This window comes from Verrucomicrobiota bacterium (assembly GCA_016871675.1).
GTDB lineage: Bacteria > Verrucomicrobiota > Verrucomicrobiia > Limisphaerales > VHCN01 > VHCN01.
In genome coordinates this window covers 1-18,021 of the sequence record VHCN01000069.1, presented here as the reverse complement: position 1 = coordinate 18,021, position 18,021 = coordinate 1, and the positions used below count along the sequence as shown (strand labels likewise).

The window sequence follows — 18,021 nt, the reverse complement described above, 5'->3', positions numbered from 1 at the left end:
ATGGCGGTCGTGGTGCTCGAGGTCGTCGTGCGTGAGGAGGACCTGCGCGACGTGGAGGCCGAACGACTCGAAGAGCCGCTCGTAAGTGGTCATCAGCCGCGACTGGCCGACGGCGGCGCATGCCTGCAACTCAGCGAGGTCGCGCGGGCGCTCCGCGTGGCCGAGCACGCCCATGCCCGCGCCCACGGCGCCGGAGGTGACGAGCACGATTTCGCGGCCGGCATTCCGCTGGCCCGCGAGTTGCGCGACAAGTTGGCGGAGTTGCCCCAAGTCGGGCTGCTTCCGGCTGTCGGTGAGGACGCCGGTGCCGAGCTTCACCACGATGCGGGTGACATTCTGGAGCAGGCGGGCACGCACGGCGGGGGGACTTTACAGCGGCGTGCGGGACTGTCGAGGCGGCGGTGTGGTGCGCGCTGCAGGATTTGAACCTGCGACCCCTTCCGTGTGAAGGAAGTGCTCTACCGCTGAGCTAAGCGCGCGGCTCCGGCCTCAGGGCGGCAAAAGTTACGCGCCGGCTCCGGACGCGACAAGGCTTTTTGGGGGTGGCTGCCCTTGAGATGTAGCGTCGGCTCTGTGAGTTGACATGCTGGCGCACAGCGCCAACGCTCCACCTTATTGACCCGCGACCCTTGTGGGGATCCGGGCCGAGCTCCGGCCGATGGAACGCGGGCTTGCAGTCGCGGACCTAAACCCGGACAACGGGCGCATGTTCACGGGCATTGTTGAGGAAACCGGACGCGTGGCCGCCGTGCGCGAAACCTCGCGCGCCATCGAACTGGCCATCGGCCTGCGCCTTTGCTCGCGAGGGCTCAAGACGGGCGACAGTCTCGCGGTGAACGGCTGCTGCCTGACGGTCGCCGCCCTGCGCCGGAGCGGCGCCGGGGTTGCGCGGGCGCGCTTCGACCTGCTCCGCGAAACCTGGGAGCGCACCAACTTGCAGTTCGTCCGCGCCGGTTCGCGGGTGAATCTCGAGCGTTCGTTGCGCGCGGACGGCCGCCTCGGCGGGCACTTCGTAACCGGTCACGTCGACGGGCTCGGCCGCATCGCCCGCTGGGAAAAGTCGGGGCGCGACCACGTGCTCGACATCGAGGCGCCGCGCGACGTGCTGCGCTACATCGTGCCGAAGGGGTGCGTGGCGGTGGACGGCGTCAGCCTGACCGTCGCGAACGTGATCGCGCGCGGCTTCCGCATCTGGATCATCCCGCACACGCTCGCCGTCACCGCGCTGCGCGAGCGCAAGGCCGGCGACGCCGTGAATCTCGAAGCCGACTTGCTCGGCAAACACGTGGACCGGCTGCTTCAGGCGCGCCGCTGAATCACCGCGCGCCTTCCGCCCCGCCGGGCCGCCCCGACATGGACACTTTTTTTGACACGCACGCGCACCTCGACTTTCCGGATTTTGAGCCGGACCTCGACGCGGTCGTGGAACGCGCGCGGGACGCCGGGATTGAGAAGATCATTTCCATCGGCACGGACCTGGCGAGCAGCGAGCGGGCGGTGAGGATTGCGGAACGGTTTGAGAACGTGTTCGCCGTCGCCGGCTGGCATCCCGGCCACGCGACCGAGGCGCCGGGGGACATCCGCGGGCCGCTGCGGGTGCTGGCGAAACACCCGAAGGTCGTGGCCATCGGCGAGACGGGGCTGGATTACTACCGACTGCCGGGAACGCTGGATGAGGACGCGCGCATCAAGGCGAAGCAGGCGGCGCTGTTCGCGCAACAACTCGAGGTCGCCGCCGAGCTCGGCCTCAACTGCGTTGTCCACGAGCGCGCGTCGTTCGAGGACGTGCTCGCGCAGTTCACGCCGCACGCGTCGCGGGTGCGGGCGGTGTTCCACTGCTTCGGCGGCGACCCGGCGGCGATGCGGCGCGTGCTCGCGCTCGGGTCGCTCGTCAGCTTCACCGGCATCGTCACCTTCAAGAATGCCGCGACGGTGCGCGAGACCCTCGCGGCGGCGCCGGACGGCAGCTTCATGTTCGAGACGGACAGCCCGTTCCTCGCGCCCGTGCCGTTTCGCGGCAAGCGCTGCGAGCCGGCGCGCGTTCGGGAGATTGCGGAGTTTGCCGCGCAAGTGCGCGGCGGCACGCTGGCGGAACTCAGTTCGGCGACCTGCGCCACGGCACGGGGCTTCTTCCGGGCCTTCGGTTGACTTTCACTTTCCGAGAGGCAAAAGTCCGCGCCGCATCGTCCAAGTGAACATGAGATTTCTTCCGCTCCTGCCGGTCTTCGCCCTCGCCACCCCGCTGTCCGCCGCGCGCGCGGCGGACGTGGATTTCGTCAAGGACATCAAGCCGATCCTGGAATTGAGCTGCGCCGCGTGTCATCGCGAGGGTTACGCGCGGGGCGGCTACCGGATGGAGACGCGCGCCGAGGCGCTCAAGCCGGGCGACAGCGGCATCGCCATCCGGCCGGGCGACGCGGCGAAGAGTTCCTTCTACACGCGCACGGTGCTGCCGGTGGACGACGACGAATTGATGCCGCCGAAGGCGAAGAACGGCCCGCTGCCGAAGGCGCAGACGGATTTGATCCGCGACTGGATCAACCAGGGCGCGAAGTGGCCCGAGGGCGTGGTGCTGGTGCCGAAGAAGATCGAGGTCGAGCAGGCCGTGAGCGAGAAGGAGGTCGTCGCGGGCATCCACAAGCTCATCACGTCGCGCAAGGGCGGGCCGACGACCGCGAAGGCGATGACGGCCTACACGAATACCATCCCCGGCACGGAGGAGAGCTACACGATGCTGCCGATTCCCGCGGGCGAATTCCTGATGGGAAGTCCCGCGACCGAGAAGGGCCGCCAAGCCGATGAAGGGCCGTCGCACAAGGTGAAGATTTCGCCGTTCTGGATGGGCAGGTGCGAGGTCACGTGGAACGAGTTCGAGCTGTTCATGTATCTGGACGAGGAGCGCAAGTTCAAGGACCGGATCAAGACGGACCCGAAGGTGGACCGCGTCTCGGACGTGGTCGCGCGGCCGACCAAGCCGTATGTGGAGATGAGCTTCGGCATGGGCAAGGACGGCTTCCCGGCGATCAGCATGACGCAGCACGCGGCGAGCAAGTATTGCCAGTGGCTGAGCGCAAAGACGGGGCACTTCTACCGGCTGCCGACGGAGGCGGAGTGGGAATATGCCTGCCGCGCCGGGACGAAGACGGCGTTCAATTGGGGAGACGACACGGCGGCGGCGAAGGACTTCGCGTGGTTCTCGAACAACAGCGAGTTCAAGTATCAGAAGGTCGGCCGGAAGAAACCCAACCCGTGGGGCTTGCACGACATGCACGGCAACGTCGCCGAGTGGGTGCTCGACCAGCACGCGGCGGATTACAAGGGCGTGATGACGTCACTTCAGGACCCTTGGGCGAAACCGACCGCGCCCTACGGGCAGGTCGCGCGCGGCGGTTCGTGGGATGACGACGCCGAAAAACTGCGGAGCGCGGCGCGGCGCTTCTCGGACAAGTCGTGGAAGCAGCAGGACCCGCAGTTGCCCAAGAGCATCTGGTATCTCACGGACGCGCAGTTCCTCGGATTCCGCATCGTGCGCCCGCTGAAAGTGCCGGCCGCCGCGGAGATGCAGCGGTTTTGGAACAACGGATTCGAGCGCGAGTAGCCGGCACCGGCACCGGGGTCAGCGCGGCGCGAGTGCGTCGATTGACAGAATGCGTTTGTCCGCGGCTTCAATCCTCCAGAACAGCCCGCTTTCGCTGCGGTTCAGCGCCTTGAAGTGCCGCGGCGCCGTTCGCTTTTGCAGTTCGAGGTCCTCCACACCACCGGCGCGACACGTGATGAGGCGGGCGTAGCCCTTGTAGAACCGGCAACCGGCGAGCACCCTCGCGCAGCCGGACGCGGGAAGTCCCGGCGTGGTTTCGCGGACGCCCGTGCGCTCAAGGACGAGAAAGCTGTAAGGCAGGCTCCGCAGGTCGATCCCCGCCTGCTGGCCGAATCGCACCCAGCCGCCGTGGGCGAGGACGCCCTTGGGCACGGGCGCCCGGAAGTGGCACCAGTGCGGTTCGTTCTCGGGCGCGAGCATTCCGCACGCGGACTGATGCGGGCACGGGGCGACCACCGTGAAGTCGTTCCGCAGTTCGTCGCGCATCGCGGACAAATCGCGGCTCTCCGCGCGGGAACCGGGCTCGACCCAGAGAACCGCACCCGCGCGGCGGGCGAGGTCGAGCAGTCTTGAGCGCGAGGGCGGGTCGAGTTCGTTGAGCACGTGGCTGATTACGAGCAAGCCGATGGAGTTCCCCGAGGTCGCCGGGTCGCTCCGCAAGGCGCAAACCTCCGCGTCGGGCAAAAGCTCCCGTGTGCGGCGGACCGCGAACTCCAGCGCGAGCGGCGACCGGTCGAACAGGTCGGCACGCTTGAACAGTCCCGGGCCAAGCCACTCGATGACCCGCCGCGCCGCGACCCCGCTCCCGCAGCCCCAGTCGAGAATCTCGCCACTCGGTGGAGTCCAGCCGCGCGCGGCAAGTTCGGCGAGGACGGCGTCCCACTTCCAGCCGATGCGCTGCGCGAAGGTGAAGTCGTAGTTCGCAACGTCGGAGATCGAGGTCCACCCGCGCCCGTTCGGGGAACCGGGTGAGAGAAATCCCCCGCGCATCCGGTCCAGCGCGGACCAGTCGAGGGTTTCCCATGAAACATCGTGCGGCATCGCTGGGATCGCAGCGCACCGCGCTCTCGCAGCGGCGGCGGCGCGGTGATACACCTTCCGCCGATGAAACTGAAGCACGGGCTTCATCTGGCCTACTGCACGAACATCCACCGCGGCGAATCTTGGGCGCAGACGTTTGAATCGCTGCAGACCCACACGCTCGCCGTGCGCGACCGCGTCGGCGCGGGGCGGGCTTACGCCATCGGCCTTCGGCTCGGCGCCGACGCGGCGCGGGAATTGTCGGACCGCGCGACGCTGCTGGGTTTCCGAAGGTGGCTCGACACGGAGAACTGCTACGTGTTCACGATCAACGGATTTCCCTACGGCCGCTTCCACGGGACGCGCGTGAAGGAGCAGGTTTACGCGCCGGACTGGACCACGCGCGAGCGGCTCGATTACACAAACCTCCTCTTCGACCTGCTCGGCGAAATCGCGCCCGGTGGCGTTGAAGGAAGCGTCAGCACCGTGCCGGTGTCGTTCAAGGAGTTCATGCGCGCCGCATCGCAGGAAACCGCGGCGCGCGGCCACTTGTGGTCGTGCATCGAGCACATCGAGCGCGTCTCCAAGCGCTGCGGACGCGCGCTCCATCTTGGCCTCGAACCCGAGCCGCTGTGCCATCTCGAAACCTCGGCCGAGACGGCGGATTTCTTCGACCGCCTGCGGGCCGACCGGCCGGGCGATGCGCGGCTCGATGCGTTCCTCGGGGTGAACTACGACTGCTGTCACCTCGCCGTCGAATTCGAGGATGCGGCCGCTGCGCTCGGGCGGCTTCGCAGCCACGGCATCAAGATCAGCAAGCTGCACTTGAGCAACGCGCTGCGGGTGCGGCCAACCACCGGGGCGCGGGACGCGCTTCGAGACTTCGCCGACGATGTTTACTTTCATCAAGTCATCGCGCGCGACGCCGCCGGCCGCCTGACCCGACACCGCGACCTGGATGTGGCCCTCGCCTCACCCTGCTCCCCTCCGACCTCTGCCCCCGACGAGTGGCGGATTCACTTTCACATCCCGCTGCACGCGCCGCCCACGGAGCGGTTCGGCACCACCGCCGACCACGTGCAGGGCGTCCTCGACGCGCTCGCGGGCGACCCCGCGCTGTGTTCGCATCTGGAAATGGAGACTTACACGTGGGAAGTCATGCCCGCCGAACTCAAGAAGCGCGACGTGGTGGATCAACTCGCCGGCGAATACGAGTGGACCCTGCGCGAACTCGGGCGGCGCGGGCTCGCATGACGCGGCCGGACTGGATCGACAGCATGCACGCCATGGAGATCATCGCCCATCGCGGCGCTTCGCACGAGGCGCCCGAGAACACGCCCGGCGCGTTCAAACTTGCGTGGGAACAGGGCGCCGACGCGGCGGAATGCGATGTGCACCTCAGCCGCGACGGACAGGTGATGGTGATTCACGATGCGACGACCGGGCGCACGACCGGTCGTCGCGGCGTTGTCGCCGGGCGAACCGCAGCCGGGTTGGCGCGCCTCGATGCCGGTTCGTGGAAAGCCCGGCGCTGGCGCGGCGAATGCATCCCGACGCTCGCGCAGGTGCTCGATACCGTGCCCGCCGGGAAACGGCTGTTCATCGAGATCAAGTCCGGCCCCGAGACCGTTGCGCCGCTCGTCCCGGTTGTTCGTCACTCGCCGCTGGGAACGCGGGGCGCGGTGATCATCGGCTTCGACCTCCGGGTGATGGCGCTTGCGAAGCGCACCATGCCGCGTGTCCCGGTCTATTGGGGCTTGGAGAGCATCCCCGCCGGGGTTGGCCGCCGGGCGTGGCCGCTCACGACGAAGGAGATCATCCGACTCGCCCGCGCCGCGAGATTGGATGGCGTGGACGTCGATTCACGGGGGCCCATCGATGGCCGTTTCGTTCGCGAACTTCGCGGAGCAGGATTGGAGGTGTTCGTTTGGACGGTGAACAGCGCCCGCGTCGCCCGCCGCCTCGCCCGGGCTGGGGTTGCCGGGATCACGACCGATCGCCCCGGGTGGCTTCGCAAGGCCCTCCGCGATTGAAACAGAAAGGCCCGCGGCGCAAGCCGCGGGCCTGTGAAAGGTGAAGCAGAAGTTACTTCTTGGCCGGGGGGACGGACGCGGAGTAACCCGCTGCCTTGACCGCCGCGATGAGCTTCTCGGCGGTGACGTTCTTGGACTTGTCAACCGTGACAGACGCCGAGTTCGGCATCTTCACATCGGCCTTCGTGACTCCAGCGACCTTGGAAAGTGCAGACTGCACCTTCTTGAGGCAGTTGACCCCTCAGGTCATGCCCTTGACTTCAAGGGCGATGGTGGCGGTTTCGACTTTCTTGTCCGCCTGTCCGGCGGCCGGCTTGTCCTGCGCGGTCACGGGAGTCGCCACGAGGGCAAACGCCGCCGCGAGCGCGAGGGTGTATTGGGTGATGCTCATAGAGTTGTTTGTTGGTTACTACGGTTGACGGCGCGGAAACTAACGTGGCTTCGACGGGCCGCAAGCAAAAAATGTTCAGTTTCTGGCATCCCGTGGCAGGGCACCCGGAGTCCACGCCCGGGCGGCCCGTCTTGACGCTTGGCGGGCCGTGGGTTGCGTGGGAGTGTCACCCGCGACCATGCGTGGATTGGCACTACTCACCTGTCTCTGGCTCGTGCTCCGGGCGTGCGACGCGTTCGCTCATCGACCGGGCGAAAGCTACCTGAACCTCCGGCTCGACGACGACCGTGTGTCCGGCCAGCTCGACCTGTCCTTGCGCGACCTGGAGGCGACCATCGGACTCGACACGGACCGGGACGGGGCGGTGACTTGGGCGGAACTTCAAAGCCGCGAACGCGCGATCGGGGCTTATGCGCTTTCCCGGCTCAAGCTGCGCGTCAATGGCATCGAGTTGTCGTGCGTCATCACCAATCATCAGGTGGCGCAGTTTCCCGACGGCATCTACGCGGTGGTCGCCTTCGAGGCGCAGGGGTTCCGCCGGCCGCGCGAACTCGACCTCGAATACCGGATGTTCTTCGACCGGTTGCCGCTCCATCGCGGACTCGTCAACATCGCGTGGGGCGAGCGCGAACTGGTCAGCATCGCGAGTCCGGCCAACTCCCGCCAGCACTTCGACCTCGCGGACGCGGGGCTGGCGCGCGAGTTCCTCGACTTCGGACGCGAAGGCGTGTGGCACATCTGGCTGGGGTTTGACCACGTGCTGTTTCTCGTGGCGCTGCTGCTCCCGAGCGTGCTCCGGCGCGAGGGCCGCGCGTGGCGCTCCGTGACGGAGTTCAAGCCCGCCTTCTGGAACGTGGTGAGGATTGTCACTGCGTTCACCATCGCGCATTCCATCACGCTCACCCTTGCCGCGCTCGACGTGGTGCGGCCCCCGTCGCGCTTGGTGGAGTCGCTCATCGCCGCGTCGGTCATCCTTGCCGCCGTCAACAATCTCAAGCCCATGGTCAGCGAGCGCGCGTGGCTGGTGGCGTTCGGCTTCGGCCTGGTGCACGGCTTCGGTTTCGCCAATGTGCTGGGTGACTTCGGCCTCAAGTCCGGCGCGCTCCTCGTTCCCCTGTCAGGGTTCAACCTCGGCGTGGAAGCCGGCCAGCTTGCCATCGTCGGCCTGTTCGTCCCCGTCGCGTTCTTGCTGCGCGGCTCGTGGTTTTATCAAGGGCTCGTCGTGCGGGCTGGCTCGGCGTGTGTCGCGGTGATCGCAGCGCTCTGGCTTGTGCAGCGGATCCTCGACGTGCCGTTCATGCCCTTCTGACCGCGGGTTGCGGGTCACGTCGCAGGGCCGGCCGACGGGCGCCCGTCCGCCGTGCTGCGGATTTCACCGGTCTTGAGCCGGGTCGTGAGCTTCTGTCCGGCGCGCACTTCGCTGGCATCGCGCAACGCGCGGCCGGTCGAGGCATCCATCGTGATCGAGTAACCGCGCGCAAGCACGTGCCCGGGCGCGAGCAGGCGAAGCCGGGCTTCGGCGGAGGACTGCCGTTCCCGCGCCCGTTCGAGCCCGCGTCGCGCCAGGTCGTCGAGACGCCGCGCCCATTCCGCGACACGCTGGCGGCGCTGTGCGACGGCCCCGCGCGGACGCATCCGCGTCAAGCGTCCGTTCATCTCGCGGACCGCCCCGTGCCCCTGCTCGCGACGCTGGCGCGCAGTCCGGCCAAGGGCGAGAACCGCATCGTCGAGCCGCTGCAAGCCCTCATGCACGCGCCGTCTCGGATGCGCCAACCCAAGCCGGTGCGCCAGTTCATCGAGGTCCTCGCGCGCGTCCCCGGTGGCGCGCCGGGCGAGTCGGCCGAGTTCCGCGGCTGCGCCCGCGACAAATTCCCGGCTCGCGAACGCGCCTTCCGTGATCAGCTCCGCCGCCGCGCTCGGCGTCGCCGCCCGCAGGTCAGCGACGAAGTCCGCGATGGTGAAATCGACCTCGTGCCCGATCGCGGACACGACCGGCACCGCTGATTCCGCGATGGCGCGCGCGACGACTTCCTCGTTGAACGCCCACAGATCCTCGATCGACCCGCCGCCACGGGTCACGAGGATGAGGTCGAGGCGCGGCGTCTGCGATCCTGCGCCAGCCGCCCACTCGCTCAACAACCGAACCGCCGCAGCGACTTCTCCTCCCGCGCCGTCGCCTTGCACCCGGCAAGGCGCGAGGATGATTTCGAGCCCCGGCTGCCGGCGGCCGATCACATGGAGCACATCGCGGATGGCCGCACCCGTCGGCGACGTGACGAGCCCGATGCGCTGGGGGAATCGCGGGATGGGCCGCTTGCGTTCCTGCGCGAAGAGCCCCTCGGCGGCGAGCTTCGCCTTCAACCGCTCGAACGCCTGTTGCAGCGCGCCGACGCCCTGCAACTCAACCGCGCGCACGATGAGCTGATACTGTCCGCGCGCCTCATACACGGACACTTCGCCGCGCAGCACCACCTTCGCGCCGTCGCGCAACAAGCCGCGTTGCGCGGTGGCCCCACCGCGGAAGAGCACGCAGGCAAGCTGCGCGGCGGCGTCCTTGAGCGTGAAGTAGCAGTGCCCGGAGGCCTGCGCGCGGAAGCTGGTGACCTCGCCGGACACCGCGACGCGCCCGACCTGTTTCTCAAGCAAGTGCTTGATCTGGCCGGTGAGTTCGGAGACGGACAACACCGTGCGCGCCTGTTCCTGCGGGAACAGTTCGCCGAAGTCCCATTGCGATTGGGCGGGCTTGGGCATGGGAGCAGTCGTTCATCCGCCGCACGCGGCCGGCAGCGGTTCGGACACGCGCTCGATGCGCACCGCCTTGCCGGTCTGCTCGTCCACCTCGATCAGCGCGCCTTGAAGCAGCACGCGGCCTTTCGCGACGGCGAGGCGCTGCGGTTGATTCGTGAGGAACCGGAACAGCACCGGCTCGATCTCACGTCCGAGCACGCTCTCGTGCGCGCCCGTGAAACCCGCATCGCACAGGAACGCCGTGCCGCCGGCGAAAATCTGCTCGTCCGCCGTCTGCACGTGCGTGTGCGTGCCCACGACCGCGCTCACCTGCCCGTCGAGCATGCGCGCGAACGCAATCTTCTCGCTCGTGGCCTCGGCATGGAAATCGACGAGGATCACCGGGGTGATTTCGCGCAACCGCTCCAGCTCGGGCTTCACGCGGCGGAACGGATTGTCCAGGTCCGGCATGAACACCCGGCCCTGCAAATTCATCACCCCGACCGGCGCGCAGCCGTTGGACTGGAAGACCGTGCTCCCCTGCCCCGGGGTGCCCGCCGGATAATTGAGCGGCCGGATGAACCGCGGCTCGTGCACCAGCAATTGCGAAACGTCCTTTTGATCCCAAAGATGATCGCCCGACGTGATGATATCCACACCCCCCGAGAAGATCTCCGCCGCCGTCTCCGGCGTGATGCCGGAGCCGCCCGCGGAGTTCTCGCCGTTCGCGATGACGCAATGGACGCTGTGCCTGCGGCGCAAGCCGGGCACAATCGCCGCGACGGCCTTCCGCCCGGGTTCTCCGACGATGTCGCCGAGAAAGAGGAGCTTCACGCGCGGGCAGCGTAGTCAGCCGCCCCGGGGCTGGGTAGCGAATTTGTCGCGTGCGCCGCGCCTTTGCGCTTGCCGGTGCGGGTGAGTTCGGGCAACCAAGTGCCATGACGTCCCCGCGCTTCGGCTGGCTCTGCGTCCTGTGTTTCGCATCGGCCGTTGCAGGCGCGCGCCCGGCCGCCGGCACGGCCGCCTCGCCCGACTTCGCCGCGGCTCGCGAGGAAATGGTCCGCATTCTCACGGGCTTCATCAAAGTGGACACGAGCAATCCGCCGGGCAACGAAACCAAGGGCGCGGAGTATCTGAAGGCCTTCCTCGACCGCGAGGGCCTTGCGTCTGAAATCCTCGAATTGGAAAAAGGCCGCGGCAGCCTCGTCGCCCGGCTCAAGGGCAACGGGAAGAAGAAGCCGCTCCTGCTCATGGGCCACACGGACGTCGTGGGCGTCGAGCGCGACAAGTGGACCGTCGAGCCCTTCGCCGGACTCATCAAGGACGGTTTCGTCTACGGCCGCGGCGCGTCGGATGACAAGGGCATGACCAGCGCTTGCCTCGAAATCTTCCTGCTGCTCCACCGGCTCAAGGTCCCGCTCGACCGCGACGTGATCTTCCTCGCCGAGGCGGGCGAGGAGGGCACGACGCACGTCGGCATTGATTTCCTCGTGGCGAAGCACTGGGACAAGATTGCGTGCGAGTTCGCGCTGAACGAAGGCGGCCGCATCTACGAATCGAAAGGCAGAGTGCAATACGTCGGTGTGGCCACCGCGGAGAAAGTGCCCCGGCCGATCCTCATCGCCGTGAAGGGCTCGAGCGGCCACGGGTCGCGCCCGCGCCCGGACAACGCCATCACCCACCTCGCGATGGCCGTCGCGAAGATCGGCACGTGGCAGCCGCCGATGCGCCTCAACAGCACCACGCGCACGTTCTTCGAGCGACTCGCGGCCATCAGCGAGCCGGCCGATGCGTTCCTGTTCACGCATCTCGAGGATCCCGTGCTCGGCCCGATCGTGCAGGAGAAGCTCCGCCTCACGCAGCACGGCTACAACGCCATGCTCCGCACCACGCTCACTCCCACGATCATGAAGGGCGGCTTCCGCATCAATGTCATCCCCGGCGACGCGCTGGCGATGGTGGACTGCCGCGCGTTGCCGGACGAGGACATGGACACGTTCATCGGACAACTGCGCAAGCTCATTGACGATCCGCAGATCGAGGTCCTCCCGCCCGAGCGCGGCCGGCCCGCCACGGAGCCGTCGCGGCACGACACGGCGATGTTCGCCGCGATCGAACGCGCGCAGCGGAAGCACTTCGCCGGCGCGGTCACGATCCCGATGATGCTCACGGGCGCCACCGACTCGGCGCAGCTCCGCGCGAAGGGCGTGCAGGCCTACGGACTCGGCAGCGTGAGCACCGACGAGGAGTCCACGCGCGTCCACGGCAACGACGAGCGCATCAGCATCGCGGGGCTCGGCAGGTTTCTCGAGTTCCTGTGGACCGCGGTCACGGACGTGGCTGCGGCGAAGTAGCGGTCTTATCCCTTGCGCGCGCAAAGGATGAGCGACCCGCTGATGGCGCGCACGAACGGCACCTTTTCGAGGAACTCGCCGATGATGGGCCGCGCCGGGGACGGTTCCAACGCAAAGCCGGGCCGCGCCATTTCGCCGTTTGCCGTTTGACCCTCGGCGGCGTTCTGCTTCAATGCGCGCCCGCGTCCGGCCGGGATGCGGCTGGCGCCCGCCTGCCGACCGGCCCGCCGCGGACCACCATGTTGAAGGCCGGCATCGTCGGCTTGCCCAATGTCGGCAAGTCCACCCTGTTCAACGCCGTCACCCGCTCGCGCAAGGCGGAGGCCGCGAACTATCCCTTCTGCACCATCGAGCCCAACGTCGGCATCGTCACCGTGCCGGACCCGCGCCTCGAGCCGCTCTCGAAGGTTGCGAAGACCAGCGTCATCGTTCCCGCCGCGATCGAGTTCGTGGACATCGCGGGGCTCGTCAAGGGCGCGTCCGAGGGCGAGGGGCTCGGCAACAAGTTCCTCACGCACATCCGCGAGGTGGACGCCCTTGTCCAGGTCGTGCGGTGCTTCGAGGACGCCGACATCCACCACGTGACCGGCGCGATCGACCCGGTGCGCGACATCGAGATCATCACGACCGAGCTCGTGCTCGCCGATTTGGAGACCGTGACCAAACGCCGCGAGAAGATCGCGCGCGATGTGAAGCGCGGCGACAAGGCCGCCGCCGCCGAGGACGCGGTGCTCGCGAAAATCGAGCCGCACTTGAATGCCGGCCGGCCCGCGAACCTGCTCGAACTTCCGCCCGAGGAGAAGCGCATCGCCGCGGGCGTCTTCCTGCTCAGCGCCAAGCCCGTGATTTACGCCGCCAATGTGAAGGAATCCGAGCTTGCATCCGCCGACACCCATCCGCATGTCGCGAAAGTGCGCGACTACGCGCGGACGCACCACGACTGCGAAACGGTCGTGATCAGCGCGCAAATCGAGAGCGACCTTGCCGAGCTGCCGCCCGACGAGGCGCGCGCCTACCTCGCCGAGCTCGGCGTGGCGGAGAGCGGCGTGGGACAGCTCATCCACTCCACGTATCACCTGCTTGGGTTGCGCACGTATCTCACCGCCGGCGAGAAGGAAGTCCGCGCGTGGACCATTCACGCCGGCGACACGGCTCCGAAGGCCGCGGGCGTGATACACAGCGACTTCGAGCGCGGCTTCATCAAGGCCGAAACCGTGGCCTACGACGACTTGCTGAAGTGCGGCTCCATCGCCGCCGCGCGCGAGAAGGGCCTGTATCGGATGGAAGGCAAGGACTACGTGGTGCAGGACGGCGACGTGATCCTGTTCAAGTTCAACGTGTGAGCCGAACCGGACCGTGCCCCACTCACTCCTGACGATCCAGCGCACCGCGGGCGCATCTGAGTTTGTTGCAACCACGCGGGAGCACGCGGCTCGTGCCGGGGAACGCAGCAGCTTGGATGCAAGCTCACACCCCTCACCCGGCCTTCGGCCACCCTCTCCCCTCGTCGGACGAGGGGAGAGGGTCGGGGTGAGGGGTGCAATAATGTGACATGCGCCAGACCGCCGCACGCCGCTCGGTTCCGGCTTGCCGCGAGGCGGTCGATCCGGTAGCAAGAACCGTCCTCGCCAGAGCACTCACACGAACCAACCACGCACTCCACGCGAAGCCCTGCTGCTGCCTGCCGCTTGATCATTCTCGCATCCGTCCTGCCCCACGATTGAGATCATTTCGGCTTCAACGCGTGCGCCCGCGCCCGCGCCATCGCCGCCTACGAACCGCTTGCTGATGCCGCTGCCACCATTGTGAGCACGGCCGCAACCGCGTCCGGGGATTCGCCTCGATCGGCGGATGAAAAAGCTTGCCGCACCCCTGCAATCCGGCGAAAGAACCCTTGATGGCCGTGCCCGCCGCGGTCATGCATCACGGCACCCGGCCCGCACCCGCGGCCGGGAACCCGCCCGGAATTTCGGCTGGAGAGATGGCTGAGTGGTTTAAGGCGCACGCCTGGAAAGCGTGAGTGGGCTAATACCTCACCGTGGGTTCGAATCCCTCTCTCTCCGCCACCTTCACTGCGGGGCGGCCTCAGGATGTCTCCGCTGAAATGTTCCACCCGTGGCCCGCCGGCCTTTCGGCTCTACCCGTGTTCGCCGGCGAGGACGTCCGCGGGCTTGAGCGCGAGATCGAAGGGCTCAAGCGGCATCGTCTGGTCGTGGTCGAGGAAAGTCTCGCAAACGCGGAAGAACTCCGGGGAGGTTGTCACGCGCCGGATTTGGTGGAGGAATTCGCCGGACGGCTCGACGCCGAGGCCGAGGAAGTTCATGTGGCGCTTGAGGTGCGTGACGTGGCCGAAGTCGGTCGAGCCCGCGATGAAGGTGGCCTCGTGCAACTCGCGCACGTAGCCGAGCACGTCCCGGCCGCGTGGCACGAACACGGGTTCGCCACGCAGGTGCTCACGCACCTGCCGGAACAGCCACGGGTTGCGGATGGCGCCGCGGCCGATCATCAACCCGCGCGCGCCGGTGTCGCGCAAGACGGCTTCGGCCTTCGCGGCCGAGTGGACGTTTCCGTTCGCGAGCACGGCACAGGGCATGGCATCCACTGCGCGCGCGATGTAGTCGTAGTGGACTTCGCTCCGATACATCTCGCGCACCGTGCGCGCGTGGACGGTGAGCAGGTCGAGCGAGTGCCTCGCGAAGATGGGCAGCAGTTCGTCGAACACGCGCGGGTCGTCGAAGCCGATGCGCGTCTTGACGGAGAACTTCACGGCGACCGCGTCGCGCAGCGCGCCGAGGATCGCGTCAACGCGCGCGGGTTCGCGAAGCAGGCCGCCGCCCGCGCACTTCTTGTAAACCACGGGCGCCGGGCAGCCGAGGTTCAGGTCGATGCCGGCGACGGCGTATTGCTGCAACTCGCGCGCGGTGCGGACAAGCCCGGGGATGTCATTGCCAATCATCTGCGCGACGACGGGTTTGCCGGTGGTGTTCTCGGTGATCGAGCGGAGGATGGGTTTCTCCAGCGACGACGTGGGATGCACACGGAAATACTCGGTGAAGAACACATCGGGCCCGCCGCGGCGCGCGAGGACGCGCATGAAGGCGAGGTCGGTCACATCCTGCATCGGCGCGAGGGCGAGCACGGGCTCCGGCGCGACAAGCAGGGTTTCAAATGAATCGGCGGCGGACATCGGGCGCAAAGCGCGCCGCAGAGTATGCGCGAGCCATGCGGGCGCGCCAGCTCCCGGTTTCGCCGTGCAAACCGTTCCGTGCCGAAGCTGCGCGAGCCGGTGGGGCGCGGGCACTTCGCAGGAAACAACCCCGGCACGCCAAGCTTCGAGGAGGCGCTGTATCGCGGGGCTGGCGCGCGGCCCGGGACGTGGAGAGGCCGCAGCCTCGATTCGCCCGGCCTCGTCAACCTCCTCTTCAACACCGGGCAACAACTGGAGGCCGGACTCGGCGTCTCGGTGACGCTCGCCGCTGACGGCGGCGGCGGCGACGGGCCGGCGCACCTCTGGTCAATCCGTGGTGTCGCGCTGGCCGGCCGCAGTGTCCGCAGCGGGCGCCGCCGCGCCAATCAACACCACGAATTCACCCTTCAGCTTGCGCGCCCTCGTGACGGCGAGCAGGTGCGCGGGCGTCCCGCGCAGAAACTCCTCGAACTTCTTGGTCACCTCGCGGGCGATGACGACCTGCCTCGCGGCGAACAACTCCGCGAGTTCGCCGAGCAATCTCTCCATCCGGAACGGCGACTCGTAAAGCACGACGGTGCCGGCGACTTCGCGGAGCGATTCGAGCCGCTTGCGGCGCTGACCCGACTTGTGCGGCAGGAAGCCCACGAAATGGAACTCGTCCGTCGGAAGTCCGCTCGCCGTGAGTGCGGCGACCAGCGCGCACGGGCCGGGAACGGATTCCACGCGCAAGCCCGCGTCGAGAACGCGCCGCACGAGGCGCTCACCGGGATCGCTGATGCCCGGCGTGCCCGCGTCCGTGACGACCGCAACCTTTTCGCCGCGTTGCAACCGCTCGACAAGTTCCACGCCTCGCCGCGCCTCGTTGAACTGGAAGCAGCTCACCACCGGCTTGTGGATCCCGAAGTGGCGCAACAACTGGCCCGTCCTCCGCGTGTCCTCCGCCGCGACGAGGTCGCACTCGCGCAGGGTGCGAAGCGCGCGCAGCGTGATGTCCTCCAGGTTGCCGATGGGAGTCGCGACGAGATACAGCGTGCCGCCTGAAAGCGGTGGAAGCGAAGGTGGCTCGGGGGTCGTCATGCGAAACGCCGCGGCTGAAGTCCGCGCGGAGGACTGGGTCACGGCGACGGCTTGCCGTCCTTGCCCGGCGCTAGTGCTGGCTTGTCCGCCGGGAGCTTGAGCGTTCCCGCGGGACCATCGCCCTCGGACAGCGCCTTGAGGAAGGCGACAAGGCTCTGAACCTCCTCCGCGTTCAAGCCGAGTGGCTTCACCGCGGCATCAAGATTCGGGTTCGCCCTTCCGCCGCGGTTGTAAAACTCCACGACCTCTTCAAGCGTCGCGATGCTGCCGTCATGCATGAAGGGCGCCGTCCACGCCACGCCGCGCAGGGACGGCGTCTTGAACTTGCCGCGGTCGGCTCCGAGTCCCGTGACGGCCGAGCGGCCGGGATCCGCAGGCTCTCGACCGGCGCTCACGCCGGTGTTGTGGAATTGTTCGTCGGTGAAATTCGCCCCCGAATGACAGCGCCAGCAGCCGCCCTTGCTCTCCCACACCCAGAACCCGTGCCGCTCCTGCTCGCTGACCTGCGCCACGTCTCCCGCGCGAAACGCGTCAATGCGGCTGCCGCCGATGACAAGCGTCCGTTGAAACGCAGCGAGGGCTTTCGCTAAGTTCGCCGCATCCGGTTCCCCGCCGAACGCCCTCGTGAAACTCGCGGCATACGCGCCATCCGCGCGCAGACGTTTCACCACCTCGGCGACGGTGTTGCCCATTTCGAGCGCGTCCTCGATGGGCTTGAGCGCTTGAGATTCGAGCGTCGCCTCGCGTCCGTCCCAAAAGAGGCTCTTCGCGTAGGCGCGGTTGAGCAACGACGGCGCGTTGCGCCGGCCCCTCCTGCCCTCGATCCCGATGGCGACCGGATCGGCACTCGCGAACCCGCGCGCCGGGTCGTGACAACTCGCGCACGCAACCGTCCGGTCCCGCGAGAGCATCGGGTCAAAAAAGAGCTTCCGGCCGAGTTGCACGCGGTCGAGTTCCATCGGGTTGTCCGCGGGGACAGGACGTGGTGCATCGAGGCCGCGGGGAATCTTCTCGCGTTCCATCACCGCCGGAAGCGAGTCCCTCGGAAGCGGCGGTGACGCAGGAGTCGCGTCGCGGGCACGCGACAGCAGGACAGCGGCTCCAAGACTCGCGACGAGCGCGAGAGCGAGTGAGCCCGAGGCGTGGTGCCGGCGGAGGGGGTCGAACCCACACATCCTTGCGGATACCAGATTTTGAGTCTGGCGCGTCTGCCAATTCCGCCACGCCGGCATTTTCACTTTCAACAACTCACTTCCAACATCCGGCTCACGGCTGCATTTGCAGGACTGTTTGCTACGGTCTCGGGCCCTGAAACCCTCGAGCAACTGCGAGCACATCCACCCGTCGCCGTCGCCATCAATACACCGGAGCGCCCCGCAGCCGCAAGCATCCGTCTGCTAACGACCGGACGTGGGACCCAAAACGCTCTGCACGCAAGCGCGGACCAGGCCGCTCAATGCCGGCAAGCCGCCTCCGCGCAAGCGGCTCAGCCGCGAGTCAGTTCTTCGGAATCTCGTTCAACGTGTAGTAGGCCCGGTCGTGGAGCAGCGGCTCGCCGTCGCGAGATTTCAGCGCGGGGAGGTGGAAGTCGTGGACGTGCCCTTGCACGAGGCCGCGCACGCGGAGGCGCA

Annotated in this window: 16 protein-coding genes and 3 tRNA genes; 9 read left to right on the top strand and 10 right to left on the bottom strand. The window is 67.6% G+C overall.

Annotation, left to right across the window (positions count from 1 at the left end; translation table 11 throughout):
- Together FJ386_12725 and FJ386_12720 are read right to left on the bottom strand one after the other, a co-directional pair.
- The coding region (locus tag FJ386_12725) for a glutamate 5-kinase (GenBank protein MBM3877559.1) at positions 1-357 on the bottom strand (357 nt) is incomplete at its 3' end.
- A 47-nt stretch (positions 358-404) separates the two neighbouring features.
- Positions 405-479: transfer RNA gene (locus tag FJ386_12720), tRNA-Val, on the bottom strand.
- A gap of 227 nt (positions 480-706) precedes the next feature.
- Here FJ386_12720 and FJ386_12715 point away from each other — a divergent pair.
- The 3 genes from FJ386_12715 to FJ386_12705 are packed head-to-tail and all read left to right on the top strand — an operon-like array spanning position 707 to position 3,598.
- Positions 707-1,315 (top strand): riboflavin synthase, encoded by a 609-nt coding sequence (locus FJ386_12715; protein MBM3877558.1) that lies wholly within the window; start codon positions 707-709, stop codon positions 1,313-1,315.
- A gap of 38 nt (positions 1,316-1,353) precedes the next feature.
- Complete coding sequence (locus FJ386_12710; protein ID MBM3877557.1) at positions 1,354-2,148, top strand: TatD family deoxyribonuclease; 795 nt, start codon at positions 1,354-1,356, stop codon at positions 2,146-2,148.
- Positions 2,149-2,197: 49 nt separating this feature from the next.
- Complete coding sequence (locus FJ386_12705) at positions 2,198-3,598, top strand: hypothetical protein (GenBank protein MBM3877556.1); 1,401 nt, start codon at positions 2,198-2,200, stop codon at positions 3,596-3,598.
- An 18-nt stretch (positions 3,599-3,616) separates the two neighbouring features.
- Here the strand turns inward: FJ386_12705 and FJ386_12700 are convergent, their stop codons facing one another.
- Positions 3,617-4,726, bottom strand: coding sequence for a hypothetical protein (locus tag FJ386_12700; protein ID MBM3877555.1), 1,110 nt, complete (start codon positions 4,724-4,726; stop codon positions 3,617-3,619).
- Here FJ386_12700 and FJ386_12695 point away from each other — a divergent pair.
- Both FJ386_12695 and FJ386_12690 read left to right on the top strand, forming a co-directional pair.
- Positions 4,703-5,872, top strand: a complete 1,170-nt coding sequence (locus tag FJ386_12695) for a hypothetical protein (GenBank protein MBM3877554.1) — start codon at positions 4,703-4,705, stop codon at positions 5,870-5,872. The two genes, FJ386_12700 and FJ386_12695, sit on opposite strands and share 24 nt — an antisense overlap.
- Complete coding sequence (locus FJ386_12690) at positions 5,869-6,651, top strand: glycerophosphodiester phosphodiesterase (protein ID MBM3877553.1); 783 nt, start codon at positions 5,869-5,871, stop codon at positions 6,649-6,651. Before FJ386_12695 ends, FJ386_12690 begins: the two co-directional genes overlap by 4 nt.
- A 52-nt stretch (positions 6,652-6,703) precedes the next feature.
- Here the strand turns inward: FJ386_12690 and FJ386_12685 are convergent, their stop codons facing one another.
- Complete coding sequence (locus FJ386_12685) at positions 6,704-6,871, bottom strand: hypothetical protein (GenBank protein MBM3877552.1); 168 nt, start codon at positions 6,869-6,871, stop codon at positions 6,704-6,706.
- Positions 6,872-7,220: 349 nt separating this feature from the next.
- Here FJ386_12685 and FJ386_12680 point away from each other — a divergent pair, with 349 nt between their 5' ends.
- Positions 7,221-8,351: a HupE/UreJ family protein gene (locus FJ386_12680; GenBank protein MBM3877551.1), complete on the top strand. Its 1,131-nt coding sequence runs from the start codon at positions 7,221-7,223 to the stop codon at positions 8,349-8,351.
- A 14-nt stretch (positions 8,352-8,365) separates the two neighbouring features.
- On the opposite strand, the gene xseA is transcribed toward FJ386_12680, so the two are convergent.
- Positions 8,366-9,793 (bottom strand): exodeoxyribonuclease VII large subunit, encoded by a 1,428-nt coding sequence (gene xseA, locus FJ386_12675; GenBank protein MBM3877550.1) that lies wholly within the window; start codon positions 9,791-9,793, stop codon positions 8,366-8,368.
- Positions 9,794-9,805: 12 nt separating this feature from the next.
- Positions 9,806-10,603 (bottom strand): TIGR00282 family metallophosphoesterase, encoded by a 798-nt coding sequence (locus FJ386_12670; GenBank protein MBM3877549.1) that lies wholly within the window; start codon positions 10,601-10,603, stop codon positions 9,806-9,808.
- A 104-nt stretch (positions 10,604-10,707) separates the two neighbouring features.
- Between FJ386_12670 and FJ386_12665 the strand changes: the two genes are divergently transcribed.
- The 3 genes from FJ386_12665 to FJ386_12655 all read left to right on the top strand — a co-directional run bounded on the left by FJ386_12665 (position 10,708) and on the right by FJ386_12655 (position 14,189).
- Positions 10,708-12,123 carry a M20/M25/M40 family metallo-hydrolase gene (locus FJ386_12665; protein MBM3877548.1) on the top strand — a complete coding sequence of 472 codons (1,416 nt, stop codon included), beginning with the start codon at positions 10,708-10,710 and terminating at the stop codon, positions 12,121-12,123.
- A 239-nt stretch (positions 12,124-12,362) separates the two neighbouring features.
- A complete protein-coding gene (gene ychF, locus FJ386_12660) occupies positions 12,363-13,466 on the top strand; it encodes a redox-regulated ATPase YchF (protein MBM3877547.1) in 1,104 nt (367 codons plus the stop codon).
- A gap of 632 nt (positions 13,467-14,098) precedes the next feature.
- Positions 14,099-14,189 (top strand) — tRNA-Ser (locus tag FJ386_12655).
- 71 nt (positions 14,190-14,260) lie between these two features.
- On the opposite strand, the gene FJ386_12650 is transcribed toward FJ386_12655, so the two are convergent.
- The 4 genes from FJ386_12650 to FJ386_12635 all read right to left on the bottom strand — a co-directional run bounded on the left by FJ386_12650 (position 14,261) and on the right by FJ386_12635 (position 17,620).
- Positions 14,261-15,244: a tRNA-dihydrouridine synthase family protein gene (locus FJ386_12650; GenBank protein MBM3877546.1), complete on the bottom strand. Its 984-nt coding sequence runs from the start codon at positions 15,242-15,244 to the stop codon at positions 14,261-14,263.
- A gap of 393 nt (positions 15,245-15,637) precedes the next feature.
- Positions 15,638-16,390: a 16S rRNA (cytidine(1402)-2'-O)-methyltransferase gene (rsmI, locus tag FJ386_12645; GenBank protein ID MBM3877545.1), complete on the bottom strand. Its 753-nt coding sequence runs from the start codon at positions 16,388-16,390 to the stop codon at positions 15,638-15,640.
- Between the two features lie 38 nt (positions 16,391-16,428).
- Positions 16,429-17,565 carry a cytochrome-c peroxidase gene (locus tag FJ386_12640; protein ID MBM3877544.1) on the bottom strand — a complete coding sequence of 379 codons (1,137 nt, stop codon included), beginning with the start codon at positions 17,563-17,565 and terminating at the stop codon, positions 16,429-16,431.
- Positions 17,534-17,620: transfer RNA gene (locus FJ386_12635), tRNA-Leu, on the bottom strand. The genes FJ386_12640 and FJ386_12635 overlap by 32 nt, the downstream gene beginning before the upstream one ends.
- Positions 17,621-18,021: the final 401 nt, after the last annotated feature.